The sequence below is a fragment of the Curtobacterium flaccumfaciens genome, assembly GCF_018598405.1.
Taxonomy (GTDB): domain Bacteria; phylum Actinomycetota; class Actinomycetes; order Actinomycetales; family Microbacteriaceae; genus Curtobacterium; species Curtobacterium aurantiacum.
The window spans coordinates 115869-141102 of the sequence record NZ_JAHEWS010000001.1 but is presented as its reverse complement, the minus strand read 5'-3'; the positions used below and the strand labels follow the sequence as shown (position 1 = coordinate 141102).

36 protein-coding genes are annotated in these 25234 nt (G+C 67.9%); 35 read left to right on the top strand and 1 reads right to left on the bottom strand.

Annotated features, from left to right (window positions below; translation table 11 throughout):
- The first annotated feature begins 1 nt into the window (after window position 1).
- The 33 genes from KK097_RS00710 to map all read left to right on the top strand — a co-directional run bounded on the left by KK097_RS00710 (window position 2) and on the right by map (window position 23022).
- Complete coding sequence (locus KK097_RS00710) at window positions 2-697, top strand: hypothetical protein (RefSeq protein WP_214529446.1); 696 nt, start codon at window positions 2-4, stop codon at window positions 695-697.
- Window positions 698-855: 158 nt separating this feature from the next.
- On the top strand, window positions 856-1518 hold the full coding sequence (locus KK097_RS00705) for a CBU_0592 family membrane protein (RefSeq protein WP_214543356.1): 663 nt from the start codon (window positions 856-858) through the stop codon (window positions 1516-1518).
- A 27-nt stretch (window positions 1519-1545) separates the two neighbouring features.
- Complete coding sequence (locus KK097_RS00700; protein WP_214543355.1) at window positions 1546-2073, top strand: DUF6121 family protein; 528 nt, start codon at window positions 1546-1548, stop codon at window positions 2071-2073.
- A gap of 36 nt (window positions 2074-2109) precedes the next feature.
- Window positions 2110-3261: a hypothetical protein gene (locus tag KK097_RS00695; protein ID WP_214543354.1), complete on the top strand. Its 1152-nt coding sequence runs from the start codon at window positions 2110-2112 to the stop codon at window positions 3259-3261.
- 228 nt (window positions 3262-3489) lie between these two features.
- A complete protein-coding gene (gene rpsL, locus KK097_RS00690) occupies window positions 3490-3858 on the top strand; it encodes a 30S ribosomal protein S12 (RefSeq protein WP_017885540.1) in 369 nt (122 codons plus the stop codon).
- A 5-nt stretch (window positions 3859-3863) separates the two neighbouring features.
- Window positions 3864-4334 (top strand): 30S ribosomal protein S7, encoded by a 471-nt coding sequence (gene rpsG / locus KK097_RS00685; RefSeq protein ID WP_017885539.1) that lies wholly within the window; start codon window positions 3864-3866, stop codon window positions 4332-4334.
- An 87-nt stretch (window positions 4335-4421) separates the two neighbouring features.
- Window positions 4422-6539, top strand: coding sequence for an elongation factor G (gene fusA / locus KK097_RS00680; protein WP_214529442.1), 2118 nt, complete (start codon window positions 4422-4424; stop codon window positions 6537-6539).
- 147 nt (window positions 6540-6686) lie between these two features.
- A complete protein-coding gene (gene tuf, locus KK097_RS00675) occupies window positions 6687-7874 on the top strand; it encodes an elongation factor Tu (RefSeq protein ID WP_214529441.1) in 1188 nt (395 codons plus the stop codon).
- A gap of 172 nt (window positions 7875-8046) precedes the next feature.
- A complete protein-coding gene (locus KK097_RS00670; protein ID WP_214529440.1) occupies window positions 8047-9024 on the top strand; it encodes a DNA topoisomerase IB in 978 nt (325 codons plus the stop codon).
- 79 nt (window positions 9025-9103) lie between these two features.
- Window positions 9104-9931 (top strand): DarT ssDNA thymidine ADP-ribosyltransferase family protein, encoded by an 828-nt coding sequence (locus KK097_RS00665; RefSeq protein ID WP_214529439.1) that lies wholly within the window; start codon window positions 9104-9106, stop codon window positions 9929-9931.
- A gap of 521 nt (window positions 9932-10452) precedes the next feature.
- Window positions 10453-10761, top strand: coding sequence for a 30S ribosomal protein S10 (gene rpsJ / locus KK097_RS00660; protein ID WP_017885534.1), 309 nt, complete (start codon window positions 10453-10455; stop codon window positions 10759-10761).
- Between the two features lie 12 nt (window positions 10762-10773).
- Window positions 10774-11430 carry a 50S ribosomal protein L3 gene (gene rplC / locus KK097_RS00655; RefSeq protein WP_017885533.1) on the top strand — a complete coding sequence of 219 codons (657 nt, stop codon included), beginning with the start codon at window positions 10774-10776 and terminating at the stop codon, window positions 11428-11430.
- Window positions 11431-11432: 2 nt separating this feature from the next.
- The gene (gene rplD / locus KK097_RS00650; RefSeq protein ID WP_027466730.1) at window positions 11433-12092 is read left to right on the top strand and encodes a 50S ribosomal protein L4; all 660 of its coding nucleotides are present in this window, start codon (window positions 11433-11435) and stop codon (window positions 12090-12092) included.
- The gene (gene rplW, locus KK097_RS00645; RefSeq protein ID WP_027466729.1) at window positions 12089-12388 is read left to right on the top strand and encodes a 50S ribosomal protein L23; all 300 of its coding nucleotides are present in this window, start codon (window positions 12089-12091) and stop codon (window positions 12386-12388) included. The genes rplD and rplW overlap by 4 nt, the downstream gene beginning before the upstream one ends.
- Before the next feature lie 18 nt (window positions 12389-12406).
- On the top strand, window positions 12407-13246 hold the full coding sequence (gene rplB, locus KK097_RS00640; RefSeq protein WP_194651094.1) for a 50S ribosomal protein L2: 840 nt from the start codon (window positions 12407-12409) through the stop codon (window positions 13244-13246).
- A gap of 11 nt (window positions 13247-13257) precedes the next feature.
- Window positions 13258-13539, top strand: a complete 282-nt coding sequence (gene rpsS, locus KK097_RS00635) for a 30S ribosomal protein S19 (RefSeq protein ID WP_017885529.1) — start codon at window positions 13258-13260, stop codon at window positions 13537-13539.
- Window positions 13540-13564: 25 nt separating this feature from the next.
- Window positions 13565-13957 carry a 50S ribosomal protein L22 gene (gene rplV / locus KK097_RS00630; RefSeq protein WP_017885528.1) on the top strand — a complete coding sequence of 131 codons (393 nt, stop codon included), beginning with the start codon at window positions 13565-13567 and terminating at the stop codon, window positions 13955-13957.
- Entirely contained in the window at window positions 13957-14769 is an 813-nt protein-coding gene (gene rpsC / locus KK097_RS00625) for a 30S ribosomal protein S3 (RefSeq protein ID WP_017885527.1), read from the top strand. Before rplV ends, rpsC begins: the two co-directional genes overlap by 1 nt.
- A gap of 2 nt (window positions 14770-14771) precedes the next feature.
- Window positions 14772-15191 (top strand): 50S ribosomal protein L16, encoded by a 420-nt coding sequence (gene rplP, locus KK097_RS00620; protein WP_017885526.1) that lies wholly within the window; start codon window positions 14772-14774, stop codon window positions 15189-15191.
- Entirely contained in the window at window positions 15191-15511 is a 321-nt protein-coding gene (gene rpmC, locus KK097_RS18265; protein WP_017885525.1) for a 50S ribosomal protein L29, read from the top strand. The genes rplP and rpmC overlap by 1 nt, the downstream gene beginning before the upstream one ends.
- Window positions 15511-15795: a 30S ribosomal protein S17 gene (rpsQ, locus tag KK097_RS00610; RefSeq protein WP_017885524.1), complete on the top strand. Its 285-nt coding sequence runs from the start codon at window positions 15511-15513 to the stop codon at window positions 15793-15795. Before rpmC ends, rpsQ begins: the two co-directional genes overlap by 1 nt.
- Before the next feature lie 31 nt (window positions 15796-15826).
- Window positions 15827-16195, top strand: a complete 369-nt coding sequence (gene rplN / locus KK097_RS00605; protein ID WP_017885523.1) for a 50S ribosomal protein L14 — start codon at window positions 15827-15829, stop codon at window positions 16193-16195.
- Between the two features lie 3 nt (window positions 16196-16198).
- Window positions 16199-16558 carry a 50S ribosomal protein L24 gene (gene rplX, locus KK097_RS00600; RefSeq protein WP_214529438.1) on the top strand — a complete coding sequence of 120 codons (360 nt, stop codon included), beginning with the start codon at window positions 16199-16201 and terminating at the stop codon, window positions 16556-16558.
- Complete coding sequence (gene rplE / locus KK097_RS00595) at window positions 16558-17148, top strand: 50S ribosomal protein L5 (protein WP_214529437.1); 591 nt, start codon at window positions 16558-16560, stop codon at window positions 17146-17148. Before rplX ends, rplE begins: the two co-directional genes overlap by 1 nt.
- 153 nt (window positions 17149-17301) lie before the next feature.
- Window positions 17302-17700, top strand: a complete 399-nt coding sequence (gene rpsH / locus KK097_RS00590) for a 30S ribosomal protein S8 (RefSeq protein WP_017885519.1) — start codon at window positions 17302-17304, stop codon at window positions 17698-17700.
- A 6-nt stretch (window positions 17701-17706) separates the two neighbouring features.
- Window positions 17707-18243, top strand: coding sequence for a 50S ribosomal protein L6 (rplF, locus tag KK097_RS00585; RefSeq protein ID WP_017885518.1), 537 nt, complete (start codon window positions 17707-17709; stop codon window positions 18241-18243).
- A gap of 2 nt (window positions 18244-18245) precedes the next feature.
- Complete coding sequence (gene rplR / locus KK097_RS00580) at window positions 18246-18620, top strand: 50S ribosomal protein L18 (RefSeq protein WP_031259041.1); 375 nt, start codon at window positions 18246-18248, stop codon at window positions 18618-18620.
- Complete coding sequence (gene rpsE, locus KK097_RS17795; protein ID WP_214529436.1) at window positions 18617-19480, top strand: 30S ribosomal protein S5; 864 nt, start codon at window positions 18617-18619, stop codon at window positions 19478-19480. Before rplR ends, rpsE begins: the two co-directional genes overlap by 4 nt.
- Window positions 19480-19665 (top strand): 50S ribosomal protein L30, encoded by a 186-nt coding sequence (gene rpmD / locus KK097_RS00570; RefSeq protein WP_173168934.1) that lies wholly within the window; start codon window positions 19480-19482, stop codon window positions 19663-19665. The genes rpsE and rpmD overlap by 1 nt, the downstream gene beginning before the upstream one ends.
- Window positions 19662-20126, top strand: a complete 465-nt coding sequence (rplO, locus tag KK097_RS00565) for a 50S ribosomal protein L15 (RefSeq protein WP_110893938.1) — start codon at window positions 19662-19664, stop codon at window positions 20124-20126. The genes rpmD and rplO overlap by 4 nt, the downstream gene beginning before the upstream one ends.
- A 147-nt stretch (window positions 20127-20273) precedes the next feature.
- Window positions 20274-21596: a preprotein translocase subunit SecY gene (gene secY, locus KK097_RS00560; protein ID WP_214529435.1), complete on the top strand. Its 1323-nt coding sequence runs from the start codon at window positions 20274-20276 to the stop codon at window positions 21594-21596.
- Entirely contained in the window at window positions 21593-22183 is a 591-nt protein-coding gene (locus KK097_RS00555; RefSeq protein WP_214529434.1) for an adenylate kinase, read from the top strand. Before secY ends, KK097_RS00555 begins: the two co-directional genes overlap by 4 nt.
- Before the next feature lie 8 nt (window positions 22184-22191).
- Window positions 22192-23022 (top strand): type I methionyl aminopeptidase, encoded by an 831-nt coding sequence (gene map, locus KK097_RS00550; protein WP_214543353.1) that lies wholly within the window; start codon window positions 22192-22194, stop codon window positions 23020-23022.
- Between the two features lie 149 nt (window positions 23023-23171).
- On the opposite strand, the gene KK097_RS00545 is transcribed toward map, so the two are convergent.
- Window positions 23172-24452: an LCP family protein gene (locus KK097_RS00545; protein ID WP_214543352.1), complete on the bottom strand. Its 1281-nt coding sequence runs from the start codon at window positions 24450-24452 to the stop codon at window positions 23172-23174.
- Between the two features lie 291 nt (window positions 24453-24743).
- On the opposite strand from KK097_RS00545, the gene infA reads away from it, so the two are divergent.
- Window positions 24744-24965, top strand: coding sequence for a translation initiation factor IF-1 (infA, locus tag KK097_RS00540; protein WP_017885509.1), 222 nt, complete (start codon window positions 24744-24746; stop codon window positions 24963-24965).
- A gap of 70 nt (window positions 24966-25035) precedes the next feature.
- Entirely contained in the window at window positions 25036-25152 is a 117-nt protein-coding gene (gene rpmJ / locus KK097_RS00535; RefSeq protein WP_071276701.1) for a 50S ribosomal protein L36, read from the top strand.
- Window positions 25153-25234 lie beyond the last annotated feature (82 nt).

Here is a 25234-nt window from a genome sequence, read left to right as displayed (position 1 = left end):
CATGACCCGCAACCGACTCAACATGCTCCTGGCCGTCGTGGCGATGGCCGTGGTGGCGCTCGCTGGGTTCTTCCTCGGCGTGCAGCCCCACCTAGCACAGGCGGCGTCCGACCGCCTCGACCAGGCGTCGGTGGACGCCACGAACCGGACGACGGCGGCAGAGCTCGCCCGACTCAAGGACCGGGCGAAGTCGTTGCCGGAGCTCAAGGCAGAGCTCGCGGCGCTCACCGCCTCGGTGCCGCCGAGCGCGAGCATGTCGTCGTTCTACGGCGCGGTCGACAGCGTTGCCGCCCGGGCAGGCGTCACGGTGTCGGCAATCACGACCTCGGACGCGGTGGCGTACACCGCTCCCGCACCCGCCGCCACGGACACGGCGGCGACGCCGACCGATGGTGCGACCGCCGAGCCGACCACAGGGGCAACCGACGCCGCGACTGCCCCGCTGACCGATCCCGCGATCTCGGCTGCGAACTTCTCGGCGATCCCGGTGTCGGTGTCGATCGACGGATCGTTCGACCAGGCCCTCGCGTTCGTCGGAGGCATGCAGGACGGGGCCCGACTGTTCCTCGTCACCACGGTGTCGTCCTCGGTGTCCCAGGACTCGACCGACCCGGCCGCAGCGGCTGCGACGACGTGGACCTTCGGCGGGTACGTGTACGTCCTGACCGCCGAGCCGGACACCGCCACGAAGGGCTGACCCGACCCCACGGACTGGGGGCGGCCGCGCCGCGCCGACCCCGCTTCCGCGACACCCGTCGTTGTGATTACGATGCTGCTGAGCCCGTGATCGCGGCTGCTCATCCCCCTCGAACGGTCGGCTCGAACCGGCCGTTCCTCGTCGTGCCGGAGTCGCGCGTGTTGGTCGGAATCGTCGAATTCCTCGGTTGGTTCGGTGCTGTAACTGTTCTAGCCGGTTACGTCCTCTTTTCCACGGGCAAGATCCCGAACGGCCCGCTCTACCAGCTGTTCAACCTCGTCGGCGGCCTGGCTGTGGCCATCAACGTCGCCGCCCACCACGCCGTCCCCTCGACGATCGTCAACGGCATCTGGGCGGTCGTCGCCGTCGTCGTGCTGGTGAAGATGGGCCGAGCGCGGCGTGCGGCGAAGCGCGACGGAACCGCAGACGCCGAGGCGCCCGTCCTCCACGCGGAACCGGCGGCCACGACCGGGGTCCTGCCGGTCATCGGCCCGGCCCTGCGCAACCACGAGCCGGACGAGGCCGCCGAGGCGGGCGCGGCCACGGGCCTCCAGGCCGAACGCGGAACGGACGCGACGGCCGCGACGGCCGCGACGGCCGCGACGGCCGAGACGGCCGCGACGGCCGAGACGGCCGAGACCGAGACGTCCGAGGCCGCCGCGAAGTCGCCGGGCACCGCGCCCGCCCCGATGACGGACACCGTCCCGATCATCACCGCGACGATCGCGCTCGCGCTGGTCGCGGCGGCGCAGGAGCAGTCCGAGCGGGCGGACCGTCGCGAGCACGCCGACGATGCGAACCACGCGGAACCCGCTCGCTGACCAGCCGCTCGGCGATACGATCGGCCCATGTCCCGGTGGTTGATCGCGACGATGACGTCGGTCCTCTTCATCGCGCTCGTGATCGCCGTCACGGGCTTCGAAGCGCTGCTCGCCGACGTCGAGGTCATCTCGCAACCGGACGCGACTCCGTACCTCGGCCCGGCGATGGTGGTCGCGGCTGCGATCGTCGTCTTCCTCGCGACCGCCGCCGGCGTGCGTGACGGCAACCCGGGGGTGACGGCCCTGGTCGCGGCGGCGACGGTCTACCTCGTGATGCTCGGCGTCGGCGCCGTGGGCTACGCGCTCGTCCGCTCGGACGCGACGGAACTCCTCGTCTTCCCCGCGGGGTACGCCCTCGGGCCGTTCGTGGTCGGGTCCGTCGTGGTGGCGGTCCTGTCGGTGCTCGGCGGGATCGCGATGGCTCGCCACCAGGTGCGTGTGGCGGGCGGAGCCGGCGCGGTCGGTGGTGCCCGCACGGCGGGCGGCGCGGAAGCGGCGGACGAGCGTGCGCGACGGGACCGGACGATCACGGGCGAGGAGTCCGCCGGGCGGTAGTCTGCGGGGGCACGACGCACACGCAACGGGGGAACGATGAGCGACCAGCACGCGCAGGATCTGGACCAGCAGGGCGGCTGGGGAGCCGTCCCGGCGGTGGCGTCCATCCGTGGCACGACCGCGACGCCCGCGCCGGTACCAGGACCAGGGCCGCAGCGCCCCCGCCGGAAGCTCCGCCGCGGTCAGCTCGTCGGCATCATCTCGGGCGGCACGGCGGTCGTCCTGTTGCTCGTCGCCGGGGTCGTCGGGTACTCGGTCGGTTCCTCCTCGCACTCCGCCGACCGCCCGGTGCGGGCCTTCCTCGACGACCTGACGGCCGGACGCGTGGCCGACGCCCTCGACGACGCGGGCATCGAACGCGACAAGTCCGACGTGCTGCTCGGCAACGCTGCCTACGCGAAGGCGTCCGACAAGGTCACCGGCTACCGCGTCGCCGCGACGCGGACGGAGGGCGACACCGCGACGGTCCGCACGTACCTGCGACAGGGCGGGCAGGACGTCGCTGCGACCTTCACCCTCGACAAGACCGGGACGGACTGGGGTGTGTTCCCGATCTGGGAGCTGCAGGCCCCGGAGCTCGGCACGGTCGACGTCGCCGTGCGCGGGCCGTCCGGCGCCTCGGTCAGCGTCGCTGGCCGGAGTGCGAAGACCGCGAAGGACGGCACGGTGAGCCTCCGTGCGCTGCCCGGGACCTACGACGTCGCGTTCGACGGCGGCAAGTGGACCACGGCCCGCGGGGGCTCGGCGTCCGTGAACGGGTTCGGACGGTCGACCTCCACCCCCGTGCAGATGACCACGACCCTCACGACCGCGGGCCAGCAGGCCGCGAAGCGCGCGGTGGACGACTGGGTGGACGCCTGCATCGCCTCCACCGACGCCGCCCCCGCGGGGTGCAGCTTCTACGCGTACGGGCAGAACCCGGCCTACACGTACACCAACCAGAAGTGGACGCTCGAGACGCGGCCGACGGTCCGGGTCGGCAGCTGGACGACGAACGGCTGGCTCATCACGACGACGACGTTCGGCCGGGCCACGTACACGGCGGACATCTCGGGCGCAGCCGGCACCGGGACGGCTTCGGCCGGGCCCCTCAACGTGAACGCGAGCGGGTACGTGACGAGCTTCTCGTCCGACGGGGCCACGTTCCGCTCCGCGGTGGGCAACGGGTCCTCCGACACCAGCTCATGACGGTGTCCGTTCCCGGGGTGACCCGGATTGATTTCGTCCCGTTACGCGGGTAGTCTCTACCGGGTGTGCGCCCTCGGGCGCGCCCGAAAAGTCCGGCGAGCGGGATCGCCCAGCCGGACCACTCCGTCCCCCACTCGAACATCCGCCGTCCGGCGGTGATCAGCGTGGGACGAGGAAGCCGGCGGAACGCGCCGGCCAGAGAGCACGAGCGAAGAACCAGGAGAACAGTTGCCTACTATTCAGCAGCTGGTTCGCAAGGGTCGTACGCCGAAGGTCACCAAGACCAAGGCGCCCGCCCTGAAGGCGAACCCCCAGCAGCGTGGTGTGTGCACCCGCGTCTACACCACCACCCCGAAGAAGCCGAACTCGGCACTGCGCAAGGTCGCTCGTGTCAAGCTCTCGAACGGCACCGAGGTCACGGCCTACATCCCCGGTGAGGGCCACAACCTCCAGGAGCACTCGATGGTGCTCGTCCGCGGCGGTCGTGTGAAGGACCTCCCGGGTGTGCGGTACAAGATCATCCGTGGCGCCCTGGACACCCAGGCAGTCAAGAACCGTAAGCAGGCTCGTAGCCGCTACGGCGCGAAGAAGGGTTGAGTTAGATGCCTCGTAAGGGTCCCGCCCCCAAGCGTCCCGTCGTCGCCGACCCGGTCTACGGTGCGCCGATCGTCAGCCAGCTCGTCAACAAGATCCTGCTCGACGGCAAGAAGGGCCTCGCCGAGCGCATCGTCTACGGTGCACTCGAAGGCGTTTCCGCCAAGAACCAGCAGGACGCCGTCGTGACGCTGAAGAAGGCGCTCGACAACGTCCGTCCGACCCTCGAGGTCCGCAGCCGCCGTGTCGGTGGCTCGACCTACCAGGTCCCGGTCGAGGTCAAGCCGCACCGCGCGAACACCCTCGCGCTCCGTTGGCTCACCTCGTACGCCAAGGCCCGTCGCGAGAAGACGATGACCGAGCGTCTCATGAACGAGATCCTCGACGCGTCCAACGGTCTCGGTGCCGCGGTCAAGCGCCGCGAGGACACGCACAAGATGGCCGAGTCGAACAAGGCCTTCGCCCACTACCGCTGGTAGTCCCGGCACCGTCCGGGCGCCGGTGGTCAAGAACCCCGGCGCCCGGACGGCCGCCAACCTCTCCTACAACTCTTCCGGAGGAACCCTGTGGCACAGGACGTGCTCACCGACCTGAACAAGGTCCGCAACATCGGCATCATGGCGCACATCGATGCCGGCAAGACCACGACGACCGAGCGCATCCTGTTCTACACGGGCATCACGCACAAGATCGGTGAGGTCCACGACGGCGCTGCCACGATGGACTGGATGGCGCAGGAGCAGGAGCGCGGCATCACGATCACGTCGGCCGCGACGACCTGCTTCTGGGACAACAACCAGATCAACATCATCGACACCCCCGGTCACGTGGACTTCACGGTCGAGGTGGAGCGCTCGCTCCGCGTCCTCGACGGTGCGGTCGCCGTCTTCGACGGCAAGGAGGGCGTCGAGCCCCAGTCCGAGACCGTCTGGCGTCAGGCCGACAAGTACGACGTCCCGCGCATCTGCTTCGTCAACAAGATGGACAAGCTGGGCGCCGACTTCTACTACACCGTCGACACCATCGTGAACCGCCTCGGCGCCGAGCCCCTCGTGCTCCAGCTGCCGATCGGTTCCGAGAGCTCGTTCGAAGGCGTCGTCGACCTCGTCCAGATGCGTGCACTCACCTGGCGCGGCGACGCCAAGGGTGACGTCGCGATGGGCGCGAAGTACGAGATCGAAGAGATCCCGGCCGACCTGCAGGACCGTGCCGCCGAGTACCGCGAGAAGCTCATCGAGCGCGTGGCCGAGGCGGACGACGTCCTCATGGAGCGCTACCTCGAGGGCGACACCGACTTCTCGGTCGCCGAGATCAAGGCAGCCATCCGTGCCCTCACGGTGAGCAGCACGCTCTACCCGGTCCTCTGTGGTTCCGCGTTCAAGAACCGTGGCGTCCAGCCGATGCTCGACGCCGTCATCGACTACCTCCCGTCCCCGCTCGACGTGCCGCCGATGATCGGCCACGACGTCAAGGACGAGGAGAAGGAGATCATCCGCAAGCCCGACGCGACCGAGCCGTTCTCGGCCCTCGCGTTCAAGGTCGCGGTGCACCCCTTCTTCGGTCGTCTCACGTACGTCCGCGTCTACTCCGGCTCGATCGAGTCCGGTGCCCAGGTCATCAACTCGACCAAGGGCAAGAAGGAGCGCATCGGGAAGATCTTCCAGATGCACTCCAACAAGGAGAACCCGGTCGCCAACGTGACCGCTGGCCACATCTACGCGGTCATCGGCCTCAAGGACACCACCACCGGTGACACCCTGTGCGACCCGACCAACCAGGTCGTCCTCGAGTCGATGACGTTCCCGGAGCCGGTCATCGAGGTCGCCATCGAGCCGAACACGAAGGCCGACCAGGAGAAGCTCTCCACGGCCATCCAGAAGCTCGCCGAAGAGGACCCGACGTTCCGCGTCGAGCTCAACGCCGAGACCGGTCAGACGACGATCAAGGGCATGGGCGAGCTCCACCTCGACATCCTCGTCGACCGCATGAAGCGCGAGTTCCACGTCGAGGCGAGCGTCGGCAAGCCCCAGGTGGCCTACCGCGAGACGCTCACCAAGGTCGTCGAGCGCTACGACTACACCCACAAGAAGCAGACCGGTGGTTCCGGCCAGTTCGCGAAGGTGCAGATCGCGCTCGAGCCGATGGAGGTCACGAGCGAGAAGGTCTACGAGTTCGTCAACGCGACCTCGGGTGGCCGTGTCCCGCGCGAGTACATCCCGTCGGTCGACGCCGGTATCCAGGACGCCATGCAGGTCGGCATCCTCGCGGGCTACCCGACGGTCGGCGTGAAGGCCACCCTCAAGGACGGCGCGGCGCACGACGTCGACTCGTCCGAGATGGCGTTCAAGATCGCCGGTTCGATCGCCTACAAGGAAGCCGCTCGCAAGGCGGGTCCGGCGATCCTCGAGCCGATCATGGCCGTCGAGGTCCGTACTCCTGAGGAGTACATGGGCGACGTCATCGGTGACCTGAACTCCCGTCGTGGCCAGATCGCCTCGATGGAGGACGCCTCGGGCGTCAAGGTGGTCCGCGCGAGCGTGCCGCTGTCCGAGATGTTCGGCTACGTCGGCGACCTGCGGTCGAAGACCTCTGGTCGTGCGGTCTACTCGATGACCTTCGAGACCTACAGCCAGGTCCCGGCCAAGGTCGCCGAGGAGATCATCGCGAAGAACGCGGGGGAGTAGCGCTCAGCGCTTCTCCACAGGCGGGGGCGCCCGGCGACGGGCCCCTCGCCACCAAGTAAAGTACAGACACACACCGCGCACCAACGGTTCCGAGCCCATCCAGGGCCGGCCGGGGGTGACGCTTCCGAGTCCTGAGGAGGACCCACAGTGGCCAAGGCCAAGTTCGAGCGCACCAAGCCGCACGTCAACATCGGAACCATCGGTCACGTCGACCACGGCAAGACCACGCTCACGGCGGCGATCACCAAGGTTCTGCACGACCAGTACCCGGACCTCAACGAGGCCCGCGACTTCGCGCAGATCGACAACGCTCCCGAGGAGCGCCAGCGCGGCATCACGATCAACATCTCGCACGTCGAGTACCAGACCGAGAAGCGTCACTACGCGCACGTCGACGCCCCCGGTCACGCCGACTACGTGAAGAACATGATCACGGGTGCGGCACAGATGGACGGCGCGATCCTCGTGGTCGCCGCCACCGACGGCCCGATGCCCCAGACGCGTGAGCACGTCCTGCTCGCCCGCCAGGTCGGCGTCCCCTACATCGTCGTCGCACTGAACAAGTCCGACATGGTGGACGACGAGGAGATCCTGGAGCTCGTCGAGCTCGAGGTCCGCGAGCTCCTCGGCTCGCAGCAGTTCGACGAGGACGCCCCCGTCGTGCAGGTCTCGGCGCTCAAGGCGCTCGAGGGCGACGAGAAGTGGGTCAAGTCGGTCCAGGACCTCATGGCCCAGGTCGACGAGCACGTGCCGGACCCGGTGCGCGCCACCGACCAGCCGTTCCTGATGCCGATCGAGGACGTCTTCACGATCACCGGTCGTGGCACGGTCGTCACCGGTCGCGTCGAGCGTGGCACGCTCAACCTGAACGAGGAGGTCGAGATCGTCGGCATCCGCGCGACGCAGAAGACCACCGTCACGGGCATCGAGATGTTCCGCAAGCTGCTCGACCAGGCGGTCGCCGGTGACAACACCGGTCTGCTCATCCGTGGCCTCAAGCGCGAGGACGTGGAGCGCGGCCAGGTCGTCGTGAAGCCGGGTTCGGTCACGCCGCACACCGAGTTCCAGGCGAACGCGTACATCCTGACCAAGGACGAGGGTGGGCGTCACAACCCGTTCTACGCGAACTACCGCCCGCAGTTCTACTTCCGCACCACGGACGTCACCGGCGTCATCACGCTGCCCGAGGGCACCGAGATGGTCATGCCCGGTGACACCGTCGCCATGACCGTCGAGCTGATCCAGCCGATCGCCATGGAGGAGGGCCTCCGCTTCGCCATCCGTGAGGGTGGTCGTACGGTCGGCGCCGGTACGGTCGAGAAGATCCTCAAGTAACTCTCGTTACCTGCGACAGCGGGGTCGGGCCTCCGGGCCCGGCCCCGCTTCGTCGTGTGCGGCCGCTGCCGGGCCGCACAGGGCACCGGACGGGAGGCTCGGGGCTGCGTCCGCCCCGCGCCTCCCGTCTGCCCCGTGACCCGTCACAGGCGTCCCGGAGTTGGCTCGACGAGTGACACGTCTCCGCAGATCCGCGACCTCCGGTCGCGGCTACCACCGCGTCCGATCCGGGAGCGGTTTCTCGTTCCGCGACCCCGACGGCAAGACGGTGACCGACCCGGAGGAGCGCCGTCGGCTCGAGGAGTTCGTGATCCCGCCGGCGTGGGACGACGTCTGGATTTCCCCGTACGCCAACGGGCACATCCTCGCCACCGGTACGGACGGGGCCGGCCGACGGCAGTACATGTACCACCCGTCGTGGCGTGAACGGATGGACCGCATCAAGTACGACCGCGCCCTCGCACTCGCCGAGTCGCTGCCGGTCGCCCGACGTGGTGTGACCCAGGACCTCCGTCGCCCTGAGCCGGACCGCCGCCGGGCGCTGGCCGCGGCGTTCCGCATGCTCGACCAGGGATCGCTCCGGGTCGGGTCCGAGCGGTACGCGACCGAGCACGGCAGCCGGGGACTCTCGACGCTGCTCTGCGCGCACGCCCACGTCTCGGGTGACGACATCGAGCTCGACTTCCCGGGCAAGAGCGGACAGGAGTGGTCGTCGTCGATCCACGACCACGACCTCGCGCGTGTCATCGCGGGCATGAAGCGCCGTGGCCCGAACGCGCGGCTGCTGTCGTTCCGCGAACGTCGTGGGGCCGAGTGGGAGCCCCTCTCCGCCGAGGACATCAACGCCTACGTGAAGGAGCGCGCCGGCGACGAGTTCACCGCGAAGGACTTCCGCACGCTGCACGGTACGGTCGCCGCTGCCGTGGACCTGGCGAAGACCGGGCCGCAGTCGTCGCAGGCGAAGCGGAAGAAGGCCGTTTCGCATGCCGTGAAGGCCGCCAGTGAAGAACTCGGCAACACCCCGACGGTGTGCCGACAGAGCTACATCGACCCCCGTCTGCTCGACGCGTACGATCACGGGGAGACCATCGATCCGAACCGCCTGGCGTCAGCCGAGGCCGAGGTCCGGGCCCTGCTCTACCGACAATGACCCCGGGACGGCCCGGATGACGTAGCGTTGGTCGACGTGCCGGACCACCCCACACGGCACGGAAGGACCCACAACAGTCGTGACCGACGAGTGCATCCACGGTTTCCCCACCGAGCTCTGCGACATCTGCGCACCCCGGCAGCGCGAAGCGTCGGAGATCCCAGCCACCCCGGCCCCCCGCCGGACCCGCATCACCACCAACCTGCGCGTCGACCCACCGGCCTCCGGCCCCGGGACGTCGCTCCGGTCGCCGACGTCGCTCCGCTCGTCGTCCGCAGACCTCCCCGAGGCGCGTGAGTTCGCAGCGCTCCGTGCCCACCACGTGACCCACATCGACAACCTCGACGGCATCGTCGGGGCTGCTGCGATCCTCGCATCCGACCAGGCCGAGCCCGTCGTCGACGTCAGCTCCGCCGGTACCCGCGCCGCCCGCGCCGAGGCCGAGGCGCCGGACGGCTCCTCGATCGCCGGGCACGTCCCGTTCATGCTCTCGCCCGATGCCACCCGCTGGGACGAGCTCCGGACGGGCGCCGAGGGTGAGCGCTGGTCGGACGCGGCCCGCCGGACACGTGCCATCGACTACGTCGTGCTCGTCGTGCCGGTCTCGGCGTTCGGTGCCTCCGTCATCGTCGCCGACCAGGACGCCGACGCCGACGACGTCCGGTTCGCCGTCGGCCCGGACGCCGCGACGAACCTGATCCGGCGCACGGACTTCAGCGACCCGGAGATGCACGGCCTCGAGCTGCTCGCCGGCCCGAGCGTGCCGTTCACCTCGGTGGCCGTCATCGGTGTGCCGAACGACAAGGCTCGGCAGACCGTCCGCGCCGTGCTCGCCGACCACGGGGGACACGCGCCCCGGGTGGCCGTCTTCCCGCCGTGGTTCGTGCCGCCGGTGACCGCCGAGTGACGGTCTCCTGACCCGTGTCGACGCACCCTCCGGACCATGTCCGGAGGGTGCGTCGCGTTGCGGAGCCGAGCCGGGCCTCCATGCCGTCCGATCCGCGTGGATCCGGGAAAACGAGCCGGCGGGACACGCCCGGCAATTCACGACACGCCCGGGTTGCACGTGGGCCGGGGCTATGCGAGACTTGTCCGGTTCCGAATTCCCCGTGGGTGTACGCCCGCAGGATCACTGCTCTGGCAGTGCACAACCCCCTTGTTCAGCAGGGCTGGGTTGGGCCGCAGGCAGCAGAACACGACTCCCCGAGAGGTGACGGACGCAGTGTACGACTGCTGCGCCCGGAGCACGAGGCAGTCGATTGCCCACGCTGGACGGCCACGGTCGCCCGCGAGGTTGACAGGTGAACAGCGGTCATCCCCAGTGGATGCGGCCGGTTGGTTCAGGAAAACAGCACGGTCCGCAGGAATGCGGAACCGAGCGGCGTCAGGCGGCCAGAGGGTGCGCGGCGCAGAGAGGACAAGAGACACATGGCGGGACAGAAGATCCGCATCCGGCTCAAGTCGTATGACCACGAGGTCATCGACACGTCGGCCCGGAAGATCGTCGACACGGTGACCCGTGCCGGTGCGACCGTGGTCGGCCCGGTGCCGCTCCCCACCGAGAAGAACGTGATCGCAGTGATCCGTTCCCCTCACAAGTACAAGGACTCGCGCGAGCACTTCGAGAAGCGCACGCACAAGCGGGTCATCGACATCGTCGACCCGACGCCGAAGGCCGTGGACTCGCTCATGCGACTCGACCTGCCGGCCGACGTCAACATCGAGATCAAGCTGTAAGGGGGCTGACCAATGGCGAACTCAACCAAGACCGTCAAGGGCCTCCTCGGCAAGAAGCTCGGGATGACCCAGGTGTGGGACGAGAACAACAAGTTCATCCCCGTCACCGTGATCGAGGTCGGCCCGAACGTGGTCACCCAGATCCGCAACGCTGAGCGCGACGGCTACGAGGCGATCCAGATCGCCGCCGGTGCGATCGACCCGCGCAAGGTCAACAAGCCGGCCGCTGGCCACTTCGAGGCCGCTGGCGTGACCCCGCGTCGCACCCTCACCGAGATCCGTACCAACGACTCCGCTGAGTACACGCTCGGCCAGGAGCTCACCGTGGACAGCACGTTCACGGCGGGCCAGAAGGTCGACGTCGTCGGTACCTCCAAGGGCAAGGGCTTCGCCGGTGTCATGAAGCGCCACGGCTTCCACGGCGTCGGCGCCTCGCACGGTGCGCACCGCAACCACCGCAAGCCCGGCTCGATCGGTGCTTCCTCGACCCCGTCGCGCGTCTTCAAGGGCATGCGCATGGCTGGTCGTATGGGTGGCGACCGCGTGACCGTCCTCAACCTCACGGTGCACGCCGTCGACGCCGAGAAGGGTCTGCTGCTCGTCAAGGGCGCCGTCCCCGGTGCTCGTGGCCGCTCCGTCTTCGTCCGCACCGCCGTGAAGGGTAAGTGATCATGGCCACCACGACCGCAACCACGATCGACGTCCTCGACGCATCGGGTGCCAAGTCCGGCACCGTCGAGCTCCCCGCAGCTCTCTTCGACGTCGAGACCAACGTCCCGCTGATCCACCAGGTCGTCACCGCGCAGCTCGCAGCCGCGCGTCAGGGCACCCACAAGACCAAGAACCGTGGCGAAGTCCGCGGTGCCGGTCGCAAGCCGTTCAAGCAGAAGGGCACCGGCCGCGCCCGTCAGGGTTCCGTCCGTGCTCCTGAGCACACCGGCGGTGGCGTCGTCCACGGACCGACCCCGCGCGACTACTCGCAGCGCACCCCGAAGAAGATGATCGCCGCTGCTCTGCTCGGCTCGCTCTCGGACCGCGCCCGCGGTGGCCGCATCTCCGCTGTGGAGGGCTTCGTCGCGGCTGAACTGCCGTCGACCAAGACCGCCCGCACGCTCCTCGAGAAGGTCGCGCCCGTCAAGAACGTGCTCGTCGTGCTCGAGACGGACGACGAGCTGACGCTCAAGTCGATCCGCAACCTGTCGAACGTCCACGCGCTCTCGTACGGCCAGCTCAACGCCTACGACGTGCTGCGTTCGGACGCCGTCGTCTTCAGCAAGAGCGCCCTCGACGCCTTCATCGCGTCGAAGACCGCGAAGGAGATCACCGCATGAGCGGCTTCAACAAGGACCCGCGCGACGTCATCATCTCGCCGGTCGTCTCGGAGAAGAGCTACGCGCTCATCGACCAGGGCAAGTACACGTTCATCGTGGACCCCCGCTCGAACAAGACCGAGATCAAGCTCGCCATCGAGAAGATCTTCGACGTCAAGGTCGCGAGCATCAACACGCTGAACCGTCCGGGCAAGACCCGTCGCACCAAGTTCGGTCTCGGCAAGCGCAAGGACACCAAGCGCGCCATCGTGACGCTCAAGTCCGGTTCGATCGACATCTTCACGGCTGTCGGCTGAGGACCAGAGGGATAAATCATGGCTATTCGTAACTACAAGCCGACGACCCCCGGTCGTCGCGGCTCGTCGGTCGCCGACTTCGCTGAGATCACCCGTTCGACTCCGGAGAAGTCCCTGCTTCGTCCGCTGCCGAAGACCGGTGGTCGCAACAGCTCCGGCCGCATCACCACGCGTCACATCGGTGGTGGACACAAGCGCCAGTACCGCGTGATCGACTTCCGTCGCTCCGACAAGGACGGTGTCGACGCCAAGGTCGCTCACATCGAGTACGACCCCAACCGCACTGCGCGCATCGCGCTCCTGCACTACGTGGACGGCACGAAGCGCTACATCATCGCGCCGAACAAGCTCAAGCAGGGCGACGTCATCGAGCAGGGCGCCGGCGCCGACATCAAGCCCGGCAACAACCTGCCGCTGCGCAACATCCCCGTGGGTACCGTCGTGCACGCCATCGAGCTCCGCCCCGGTGGCGGCGCCAAGATGGCCCGCTCGGCCGGCGCTTCGGTGCGTCTCGTCGCCAAGGACGGCCCCTACGCGCAGCTCCGTCTGCCGTCGGGCGAGGTCCGCAACGTCGACGCACGCTGCCGCGCCACCATCGGCGAGGTCGGCAACGCCGAGCAGTCGAACATCAACTGGGGCAAGGCCGGCCGCATGCGCTGGAAGGGCGTCCGCCCGACCGTCCGTGGTGTCGCGATGAACCCGGTCGACCACCCGCACGGTGGTGGTGAGGGCAAGACCTCCGGTGGTCGCCACCCGGTCAGCCCCTGGGGTCAGTCCGAGGGCCGTACGCGCAAGCCGAACAAGCCGAGCGACAAGCTCATCGTCCGTCGCCGTAACGCCGGCAAGAAGCGCAAGTAGGAGTTCAGAAGATGCCACGCAGTCTGAAGAAGGGCCCCTTCGTCGACGAGCACCTGCTCCGCAAGGTCGTCACGCAGAACGAGGCCAACACCAAGAACGTGATCCGCACCTGGTCGCGTCGGTCGATGATCGTCCCGAACATGCTCGGTCACACGATCGCCGTCCACGACGGTCGCAAGCACATCCCGGTGTTCGTCACCGAGTCGATGGTCGGTCACAAGCTCGGCGAGTTCGCGCCGACCCGCACCTTCCGTGGTCACGTGAAGGACGACAAGAAGGGCCGTCGCCGCTAAGGCGGCGACGCAGAGGAGGAACGAAATGGTGGAGTCGATCGCACGCGTGCGACACATCCGCGTCACGCCTCAGAAGGCCCGTCGCGTCATCGAGCTGATCCGCGGCAAGCAGGCCCACGAGGCCCTCGCCATCCTGAAGTTCGCCCCCCAGGGCGCTTCGGAGCCCGTGTACAAGCTGGTCGCCTCGGCGATCGCGAACGCACGGGTCAAGGCGGACTCGACGAACAGCTTCCTCGACGAGCGCGATCTCTACGTGAGCCGCGTCTTCGTCGACGAGGGCACGACCCTGAAGCGGTTCCAGCCGCGCGCCCAGGGCCGCGCCTTCCGCATCAACAAGCGCACCAGCCACATCACGGTCGTCCTCGCGACGCCGGACGAGGTCGAGGCTGCCGCGACGAGCAAGAAGGCGAGCAACTAATGGGCCAGAAGGTCAACCCGTACGGTTTCCGTCTCGGGATCACGACGGACCACGTCTCGCACTGGTTCACCGACAGCAAGAAGGCCGGTCAGCGCTACGCCGACTACGTGGCCGAGGACATCAAGGTGCGCGAGTACCTGAAGAAGACCCTCGACCGCGCAGGTGTCGCCCGCATCGAGCTCGAGCGCACCCGTGACCGTGTCCGCGTGGACATCCACACGGCTCGTCCCGGCATCGTCATCGGTCGCCGCGGCGCCGAGGCGGAGCGCGTTCGCGGTGAGCTCGAGAAGCTCACCAAGAAGCAGATCCAGCTGAACATCCTCGAGGTCAAGAACCCCGAGACCGAGGCTCAGCTCGTCGCGCAGGGCATCGCCGAGCAGCTCTCCGCTCGTGTCGCGTTCCGTCGCGCCATGCGCAAGGGCCTGCAGGGTGCACAGCGCGCCGGCGCCAAGGGTGTCCGTATCCAGGTGTCGGGCCGTCTCGGCGGCGCCGAGATGTCGCGTTCGGAGTTCTACCGCGAAGGCCGTGTGCCGCTGCACACGCTCCGCGCGAACATCGACTACGGCTTCTACGAGGCCCGGACCACGTTCGGCCGCATCGGTGTGAAGGTCTGGATCTACAAGGGCGACATCACGAACAAGGAGCTCGCTCGCGAGCAGGCGAACCAGCGTTCGTCGCGCCCCGAGCGTCGTGGCGGCCCGCGCGGTGAGCGTGGCGACCGTGGCGGCGACCGTCGTGGCGGCGACCGCGGTGACCGCCGCCCGCAGCAGGCCCCGCAGGACGCGCCGGCCGGCGCAGGAGTTGAGGCGTAACCATGCTTATTCCCCGTCGAGTCAAGCACCGCAAGCAGCACCACCCGAAGCGTTCGGGTCAGGCCACCGGTGGCACCAAGGTCAGCTTCGGCGACTACGGCATCCAGGCCCTCACCCCGGCGTACGTGACCAACCGTCAGATCGAGTCCGCTCGTATCGCCATGACGCGTCACATCAAGCGTGGTGGCAAGGTCTGGATCAACATCTACCCGGACCGTCCGCTGACCAAGAAGCCCGCCGAGACCCGCATGGGTTCCGGTAAGGGTTCGCCCGAGTGGTGGGTCGCGAACGTGAAGCCGGGCCGGGTGCTCTTCGAGCTCTCCGGCGTCAGCGAGGAGATCGCCCGTGAGGCGTTGACTCGTGCAATCCACAAGCTGCCCCTCAAGGCACGCATCATCAAGCGCGAGGAGGGCGACGCATAATGGCGATCGGTTCCAAGGAGCTCCGTCCGACGGAGCTCGACACGTTCGAGAACGAGCGTCTCGCTGACGAGCTGAAGAAGGCCAAGGAGGAACTCTTCAACCTCCGCTTCCAGTCGGCCACCGGCCAGCTGGAGAGCCACGGTCGTCTCCGTGCCGTCAAGCGCGACATCGCCCGCATCTACACCGTCCTCCGCGAGCGCGAGCTCGGCATCCGTGCCACTCCCGCGCCCGTCGAGACCGCCCCCAAGGCCAAGAAGACGACGAAGAAGGCTGACAAGCCGGCCGAGTCGACCGAGGCCGAGACCGCCGAGGAGAAGTAATGGCGAACGAAGAGAAGAACTCCGCCGCCCTCACTCGCGGCTACCGCAAGACGCGTCGCGGCTACGTGACGAGCGACAAGATGGACAAGACCATCGTGGTCGAGGTCGAGGACCGCGTGAAGCACGCGCTCTACGGCAAGATCATCCGTCGTACGTCCAAGGTGAAGGCCCACGACGAGCTCGGCACCGCTGGTGTCGGCGACCTCGTCGTGATCAGCGAGACCCGTCCCCTCAGCGCCTCCAAGCGCTGGCGCCTGGTCGAGATCCTCGAGAAGGCCAAGTAGGCCTCGGCCTGCTTCGGAATAGGAGACAGCAGTGATTCAGCAGGAATCCCGCCTGAAGGTCGCCGACAACACGGGTGCCAAGGAGATCTTGACCATCCGCGTGCTCGGTGGCTCGGGTCGTCGCTACGCCGGTCTCGGTGACGTCATCGTCGCCACGGTGAAGGACGCCATCCCCGGCGGCAACGTGAAGAAGGGTGACGTCGTGAAGGCGGTCATCGTTCGCACCAAGAAGGAGACCCGTCGTCAGGACGGCTCCTACATCAAGTTCGACGAGAACGCGGCAGTGATCCTCAAGGCCGACGGCGACCCGCGCGGTACGCGCATCTTCGGTCCGGTCGGTCGCGAGCTCCGTGACAAGAAGTTCATGAAGATCATCTCGCTCGCGCCGGAGGTGCTGTAAGCCATGGCGAACATCAAGAAGGGTGACCTCGTCCAGGTCATCACGGGCGCGACGCAGGAGCGTGGCGGCGACCGTGGCAAGCAGGGCAAGGTCATCGAGGTCCTCAAGGACAAGAACCGCGTCGTCGTCGAGGGCGTGAACTTCATCACGAAGCACGTCCGCGTCGGCCAGACGCAGCGTGGTTCGAAGACCGGTGGCATCGAGCAGCACGAAGCCTCGATCCACGTCTCGAACGTCGCGCTCGTCGACCCGAAGACGAAGAAGCCGACCCGTGTCGGCTTCCGCACCGAAGAGGTGGAGAAGGACGGCGTCAAGAAGACCGTCCGTGTCCGCTACGCGAAGAAGTCTGGTGAGAAGCTCTGATGACTGACACGACTGCTGCGCCCGCTGGCAAGACCCAGCCGCGCCTCAAGCAGAAGTACCTGGCCGAGATCAAGACGGCCCTCACCGAGCAGTTCGGCTACGCGAACGTCAACCAGGTCCCCGGCCTGGTCAAGGTCGTCGTGAACACCGGTGTCGGCGAGGCCGCTCGTGACTCGAAGATCATCGAGGGGGCCATCAAGGACCTCACGGCGATCACGGGCCAGAAGCCCCAGGTCAACATCGCCCGCAAGTCCATCGCACAGTTCAAGCTGCGCGAGGGTCAGGCCATCGGCGCGCACGTCACCCTCCGCGGTGACCGCGCGTGGGAGTTCATCGACCGCCTGGTCACGCTCGCACTGCCCCGCATCCGCGACTTCCGCGGTCTCAGCGACAAGCAGTTCGACGGCAACGGCAACTACACGTTCGGTCTCACGGAGCAGTCCGTGTTCCACGAGATCGACCAGGACCGCATCGACCGTGTCCGCGGCTTCGACATCACTGTCGTCACCACCGCGAAGACGGACGACGAGGGACGCGCGCTGCTCCGTCAGCTCGGCTTCCCGTTCCGCTCCAACGAGCAGACGGTCTAAACTACTTCGGGCGGTGCGGGCCGGAGGATTCACGTCCTCCGGCCCGCACGCACGAACACACCGATCCTGGGGAACCGCTCCGGGATCACTCGATCGCTCAGGTCGGCATTCGTGGAACGGGTGTCGAAACCAGGCGAGAAATGGACGAACATCATGACGATGACCGATCCGGTCGCAGACATGCTGACCAGATTGCGGAACGCGAACTCCGCGCACCACGACGCCGTCGCGCTCCCGAGCTCCAAGCTCAAGAAGAACATCGCCGACATCCTCAAGCGTGAGGGCTACATCAGCGAGTGGAAGGTGGAGGACGCTCGAGTCGGGCAGACCCTCACCATCGACCTGAAGTACGGCCCCGAGCGCGAGCGTTCGATCGCCGGCATCAAGCGCGTCTCGAAGCCGGGCCTCCGGGTCTACGCGAAGTCGACGGAGATCCCCCAGGTCCTCGGTGGCCTCGGCGTGGCGATCCTCTCGACCTCCTCCGGCCTCCTGACCGACCGCGAAGCCGAGCAGAAGGGCGTGGGTGGGGAAGTCCTCGCCTACGTGTGGTGATCGACAATGTCACGAATCGGACGTCTTCCCATCGACATCCCCGCCGGCGTCACCGTCTCCGTTGACGGTCAGAACGTGGCGGTCAAGGGCCCGAAGGGCGAGCTCGCGCTCGTCATCGCGGAGCCCATCCAGGCCAAGGTCGAGGAGAACCAGGTCCTCGTCACCCGTCCGGACGACGAGCGCGAGTCGCGGTCGCTCCACGGACTGACCCGGACCCTCATCGCCAACAACATCATCGGCGTGACCCAGGGCTACACCAAGGGCCTCGAGGTCGTCGGCACCGGTTACCGTGTCGCGGCCAAGGGCTCGAACCTCGAGTTCGCGCTCGGGTACTCCCACTCGATCACGGTCGAGCCGCCCGCGGGCATCAGCTTCGCGGTCGAGGGCAACAACAAGGTCACGGTCGCCGGCATCGACAAGCAGGCAGTCGGCGAAGTGGCGGCGAACATCCGGAAGCTCCGGAAGCCCGAGCCGTACAAGGGCAAGGGTGTCCGTTACGCCGGCGAGAACGTGCGCCGCAAGGCCGGAAAGTCAGGTAAGTGATCATGGGACTCCTCAAGACACGAGGCAAGAGCAAGGCGGCCGCCAAGGCGCGTCGTCACAACCGTCTCCGCAAGAAGATCACCGGCACCGAGGCTCGTCCCCGTCTCGCCGTCACCCGCTCGTCGCGTCACGTGTTCGTGCAGGTCATCGACGACGCGAAGGGTCACACCCTCGCCAGCGCCTCGACGATGGAGGCAGACCTCCGCTCGTTCGATGGCGACAAGACCGCCAAGGCCCGTCGCGTCGGTGAGCTCCTCGCCGAGCGCGCGAAGTCGGCTGGCGTCGAGGCCGTGGTCTTCGACCGCGGTGGCAGCAAGTACGCCGGTCGCGTCGCCGCGATCGCCGATGGTGCCCGTGAAGGAGGGCTGAACCTGTGAGCGACAACGCGAACACCAACGAAGACGCCAAGACCGAGGCCGTCGAGGCCACGGACGCCGTCGAGACCACGGAGGCCACTGCGGCCCCCGAGGCGAGCACGGAGGCACCCGCAGAGGGCGCCGAGGCACCTGCAGAGGGTGCCGAGGCCACCGACACGGCCGCGAAGGGCAAGGAGGCGGAGGCACCTGCCGTCGCCGAGCGCCCCGTCGAGACCGCCGCCGGTTCCGCGTCCAACAACCGCGACTCGGCCGACAACCGTGGCCGTCGTGGTGGCGGTCGTGACCGTCAGCAGGGCCGCGACCGCAACAACCGCGGTGGCGACAGCCAGTTCCTCGAGCGCGTGGTGACCATCAACCGCGTCTCGAAGGTCGTCAAGGGTGGTCGTCGCTTCAGCTTCACGGCGCTCGTCGTCGTCGGTGACGGCAACGGCCTCGTGGGCGTCGGCTACGGCAAGGCCAAGGAGGTCCCCACGGCGATCTCCAAGGGCGTCGAAGAGGCGAAGAAGAACTTCTTCCGCGTCCCCCGCGTCGGCAACACGATCCCGCACCCGGTGCAGGGTGAAGCCGCCGCTGGCGTCGTCCTCCTGCGTCCGGCCGGCCCCGGTACCGGTGTCATCGCCGGTGGTCCGGTCCGTGCCGTGCTCGAGTGCGCCGGCATCCACGACGTCCTGAGCAAGTCGCTCGGTTCGTCGAACACCATCAACATCGTGCACGCGACCGTCGAGGCTCTGAAGCAGCTCGAGGAGCCCCGCGCCGTCGCGAGCCGTCGTGGCCTCGACGTCGAGCGGGTCGTCCCGGCTCGTCTGCTCCAGGCCGAGGCCGCAGCCCTGCGTGCCACGACCGAGAAGGCAGGTGCGTGATGGCGACGCTGAAGATCACGCAGATCAAGTCCGTTATCAGCGAGAAGCAGTACCAGCGCGACACCCTGCGCAGCCTGGGCCTCAAGCGCATCGGCCGTACGGTCGAGCGTGAGGACAACGCCCAGAACCGCGGGTACATCGCAACGGTGGCGCACCTCGTGAAGGTCGAGGAGGTCGACGCATGAGCGACGAGAAGAACGAGCGCGTGCAGGTGCTGAAGCTGCACCACCTCCGCCCCGCCGAGGGCGCCAAGAAGGACCGCACCCGTGTGGGTCGCGGTGAGGGCTCGAAGGGCAAGACCGCTGGACGTGGTACCAAGGGCACGAAGGCCCGTTACCAGGTCCGGGTCGGCTTCGAGGGTGGGCAGATGCCGCTGCACATGCGCACCCCGAAGCTCCGCGGGTTCAAGAACCCGTTCCGGGTCGAGTACCAGGTCGTGAACCTGGACAAGATTTCGGAGCTCTACCCCGACGGTGGCGACGTCACCGTTGCGGGCCTGGTCGCCAAGGGCGCCGTCCGCAAGAACGAGAAGGTTAAGGTTCTCGGTCAGGGTGACATCAACGTGAAGATCACGGTCACGGTCGACAAGGTCTCGGCGTCCGCAGCCGAGAAGATCGTGGCTGCTGGCGGCACCGTCTCCCAGTAACCCCCGTCGGCGGCCCGTGCGTTTGCGCACGGGCCGCCGTTACGGTTTCCTTGACAGTGGCCGGCATCCGCCAGCCGGGTCGGCCCTGCCGACCGACACCGGTACGGCCTCAATCGACGGCCCCGGTCCCAGAAGTTCGGAGTCCTCGTGTTCAGAGCGGTCGCGCGCATCATGCGCACCCCTGATCTTCGCAAGAAGATCGGCTTCACCCTCGCGATCATCGCGCTGTTCCGTCTCGGGTCGTACATCCCGGCACCGTTCGTCGACTACGCCGCTGTGCAGAGCTGTCTCGCCAGTGCGTCGTCGTCGGGTGGCCTCTACGACCTGATCAACCTCTTCTCCGGCGGCGCGCTGCTGAAGCTCTCGGTCTTCGCGCTCGGCATCATGCCGTACATCACGTCGTCGATCATCGTGCAGCTGCTGCGCGTGGTCATCCCGCACTTCGACTCCCTCTACAAGGAGGGCCAGTCGGGCCAGGCGAAGCTGACGCAGTACACGCGCTACCTCACGATCGCGCTCGGTGTCCTGCAGTCGACCACCCTGATCACGGTCGCCCGTTCTGGTGCCCTCTTCGGAACGAACGCCTCGGCGTCCTGCACGTCGATCATCTCGAACGACAGCTGGTACGCCATCATGCTGATGGTCGTCACGCTGACCGCCGGCACCGGCCTCATCATGTGGATGGGCGAGCTCGTCACCGAGCGCGGCATCGGCAACGGCATGTCGCTGCTCATCTTCACGTCGATCGCGGCGCAGTTCCCGTCGGCGCTCTGGGCGATCGAGCAGTCGCAGTCCTTCGAGCTCTTCCTGTTCGTGATCCTGGTCGGACTCGTGATCATGATGGCCGTCGTGTTCGTCGAGCAGTCACAGCGGCGGATCCCCGTGCAGTACGCCAAGCGCATGGTCGGGCGGCGAACGTACGGCGGCAACAACACCTACATCCCGATCAAGGTGAACATGGCCGGCGTCGTGCCCGTCATCTTCGCCTCGTCGCTCCTGTACCTGCCGGCCCTGGTCGCGCAGTTCAACCAGCCCTCCGACGGCTCCGAGCCGGCAGCGTGGGTGACCTGGGTCCAGAACAACCTGACCTCGGGTGACAACTGGTTCTACATGGTCCTGTACTTCCTGCTCATCGTCGGGTTCACGTACTTCTACGTGGCGATCACCTTCAACCCCGAAGAGGTCGCCGACAACATGAAGAAGTACGGCGGGTTCATCCCCGGCATCCGTGCCGGTCGTCCGACCGCCGAGTACCTCGACTACGTCCTCACCCGGGTGACGCTGCCCGGCTCGCTCTACCTCGGTCTCATCGCGCTCATCCCGCTGGCAGCACTGGCGCTGTTCGGCGCGAACCAGAACTTCCCGTTCGGTGGCGCGAGCATCCTCATCATCGTGGGTGTCGGTCTCGAGACCGTGAAGCAGATCGACTCCCAGCTGCAGCAGCGTCACTACGAAGGGCTTCTCCGTTGAGCGCACGTCTCATCATCGTCGGACCTCCCGGAGCCGGGAAGGGCACCCAGGCAGGCCGCATCGCCGAGTCCTTCGGGATCCCTGCCATCTCCACCGGGGACATCTTCCGCAAGAACGTGGCAGAGGGCACGCCGCTCGGTGTGCAGGCGAAGGCGATCATGGACGCCGGCGACTACGTGCCGGACTCGCTGACGAACGAGCTCGTGAAGTCCCGCCTGCAGGAGCCCGACGCCGAGCACGGCTTCCTGCTCGACGGCTATCCCCGCACGGTGGGCCAGGTCGAGTACCTCGACGCGTTGCTCGCTGAGCAGGGCACCGGGATCGACGCGGTCGTGCAGCTCGTCGCCGACCAGGACGAGCTCGTCGGCCGCCTGCTGAAGCGTGCCGAGGACCAGGGTCGCAGCGACGACAACGAGGAGACGATCCGTCGTCGCCAGCAGGTCTACGCCGAGCAGACGGCACCCATCGTCGCGGCGTACGGCGAGCGCGGCCTCGTGGTCGACGTCGACGGCCTCGGCGGCATCGACGAGGTCGGCGACCGCATCCAGACGGCACTGGCGGGCCGCGGGCTCTCCGCGACCGTCTGACCAGCGCGGTGCGGTTCAAGAAGCCCTCGATCTACAAGACCCCGGACGAGCTCCGGGCGATGGTCCGGCCGGGTCAGCTGACGGCCGAGGCGCTCGACGCGGTCCGTGCTGCGATCCGCCCCGGCACCACCACCGGTGAGCTCGACGCCATCGCCGAGCGGACGATCCGTGACGGCGGCGGCATCCCGAACTTCCAGCTGGTCCCCGGCTACCGCCACACGCTGTGCGTGTCCGTGAACGACGAGATCGTGCACGGCATCCCCGGAGACCGCGTGCTCGCGCCCGGCGACATCGTGTCGGTGGACGCGGGCGCCGAGGTCGACGGCTGGAACGGCGACAGCGCGTTCACCACGGTCGTCCCCGGCGGCGACGCGGGGATCACGACGGCGCGTCAGACGCTCTGCGACACGACGGAGCGGTCCCTCTGGCACGGCATCGCTGCGCTCGCGCACGCGAAGAACCTGCACGAGGTCGGCTCTGCCGTCGAGGACGCGATCGACGAGACCGGTTCGTGGGGCATCGTCGAGGACTACACGGGGCACGGCATCGGTCGCTCGATGCACGAGGATCCCCCGGTGTTCAACTACCGCGTCCGTGGCGCCGGTCCTGCGGTCAAGCCGGGCCTGGTGGTCGCGATCGAGCCGATGGTCACGGCCGGCACCATCGACAGCTCGACGGACGACGACGAGTGGACCGTCCGCACGCTGGACGGGTCCGACGCCGCGCACTGGGAACACAGCGTCGCGGTGCACGCAGACGGCATCTGGGTGCTCACGGCCGCCGACGGCGGCGCTCGGGGCCTGGCCCCGCTGGGTGTGACGCCCGTCCCGATCCCGTAGGACGGGCCTCCAGTCGAGAGCGCTGCCAGCGTTCGGTGCCTCTCCCCGTGCGACGGCCGGGAGGCCCGGTTCGGCTCCGCCCGTTCCGCACCCCGCGCAGACGCTCCCGTCCAGGGCACGTGTGCGGCCGGCGGCGCCGGCGGCCGCCGTCAGTTGCCGACGGAGCAGGTCTCCTCGGAGGCGCTCTGCCCGGTGATCGAGGACGGCAGTGGTGTCGCCGATGCGGTCGGGGTCCGTGTGGCGGTCGTGTTCGGCGTCGGCGCGGGGGTGCCCGTGGGCGACGACGTGTCGGCGGAGGTTCCGGTGGGGCCCGCCGACCCGGTACCGCCGGACGACGTCCCGCCGCTCGACGACTCCTCGGACGCGCGACCGGTGCTCGAGTCGCTCAACGAGGACCGGACGTCGTTCTGCAGCGCCACGTTGAGGGTGTGGGCCGTCTCCTGGTCCACGATCACCCGGGCACTGTCGGCGGGGTCGTCGGCGACCGGGTACTGCACGAAGAGCATGTTGGCGGTGCTCATGCCGCGGAGCGCGGAGGCGAGCCCGACGAGGGTGCGGGTCTGGGCGAGGCCGTCGGACAGGGTCATGTTCGACAGGGCGGCACCGGCCAGCTTGTAGAGCGTGATCGGGTTCGAGAGCGTGCCGTCCGAGGTGACCTTGCGGAGCAGCGCCGACAGGAACACCTGCTGGGAGCTGATGCGGGCGAGGTCGCTGCCGTCACCGACGCCGTGGCGGGTGCGGAGGAAGGCGAGGGCGTCCGAGCCCTCGAGCGAGTGCGAGCCCGCGGTGAGGTGCAGACCGGTGAACGTGTCGTCGATCGGCTGGGCGACGCAGACGTCGACGCCACCGAGGGCGTTCGACATCTCGATGACGCCGTCGAAGGTGATGAGGCCGGCGTAGGGGATGCTCAGGCCGGTGAGGTTCTCGACGGTGTCCACGACGCAGGAGACGCCGCCGTTGCCGAGCGCGGTGTTGAACATCGCGGACGTCGCCGCCGGGTAGGTGGTGCCGGTGGCGGGGTTGGTGCACGCCGGGATCGGGACCATCAGGTCGCGGGGGAAGCTGACCGCGGTGAGCTGCTGGTGATCCTCGGAGATGTGGATGAGCATCGTGACGTCGTTGCGCGCGCCATCGACGTCCTCGTCGGAGTCGAACTGCCCCACGCGGGTGTCGCTGCCGATGAGCAGGATGTTCGCGCCGCCCTTGATGGCGGTGATGTCGGCGGTCTTCGCGGTGCTCTGGTCGTCGGTGCTGAGCTGGACGGTCTGCGGCGCGGTCGCGAGCTGTGCCCCGGCGATCGCGGCGACGCTCGTGCCGCTGACGAGCAGGACGGCGACCGCCGACGCCACGACGGTGACGAGCGTGCCCCAGCCCCGGCGACGGGCCTGCTTGCCGTGTCGGGCGAAGGGACGTCGGGTGGCGTCGGGCACGTGGTCTCCGTTCGGTGGTCCGGCGCGCTGTGCTCGCACGGACGTGGCTGCGGAGCAAAACTACGGTCCTCGCGCATGTGCGCGCCCGGAGCGCGCCGTCAAACCACTGTGGAGCGCTCAGACACGACGCCGGAAGCCCCAGACAGGGGGCGTTCCGCACCAGCACTTGGCAATTGGGGGATTACCACATAAGATCGATCTTTGGTGTGTCATGCCCTCTCGGGTGTGGCGACCGACCCGCAGACCGGTTCGGGGATCACACCAGTTCCACAACCAAGCGACAGTGAGGCTATGGCCAAGAAAGACGGCGTCATCGAGATCGAAGGCTCGGTGCTCGAAGCTCTGCCCAACGCGATGTTCCGCGTTGAGCTGACGAACGGACACAAGGTCCTCGCGCACATCTCCGGGAAGATGCGCCAGCACTACATCCGCATCCTCCCCGAGGACCGCGTGATCGTGGAGCTGAGCCCGTACGACCTGACCCGCGGCCGGATCGTCTACCGCTACAAGTGATCCGCGAGCTGGAAAGGAACGGCACGGCAATCCTGCCGAGCACGAAGCCAGCGAGCACGAGGAAAGAACCATGAAGGTCAACCCCAGCGTCAAGCCCATGTGCGAACACTGCCGAGTGATCCGCCGCAAGGGCCGCGTCATGGTGATCTGCAAGAGCAACCCGCGTCACAAGCAGCGCCAGGGCTAGTCCCGGGCGCGTGACCGGCGCCGACAGTGTCCAGCGGACACCAGGCTGCTCGAGCACGACCCACAACTGAAGATCGACAACG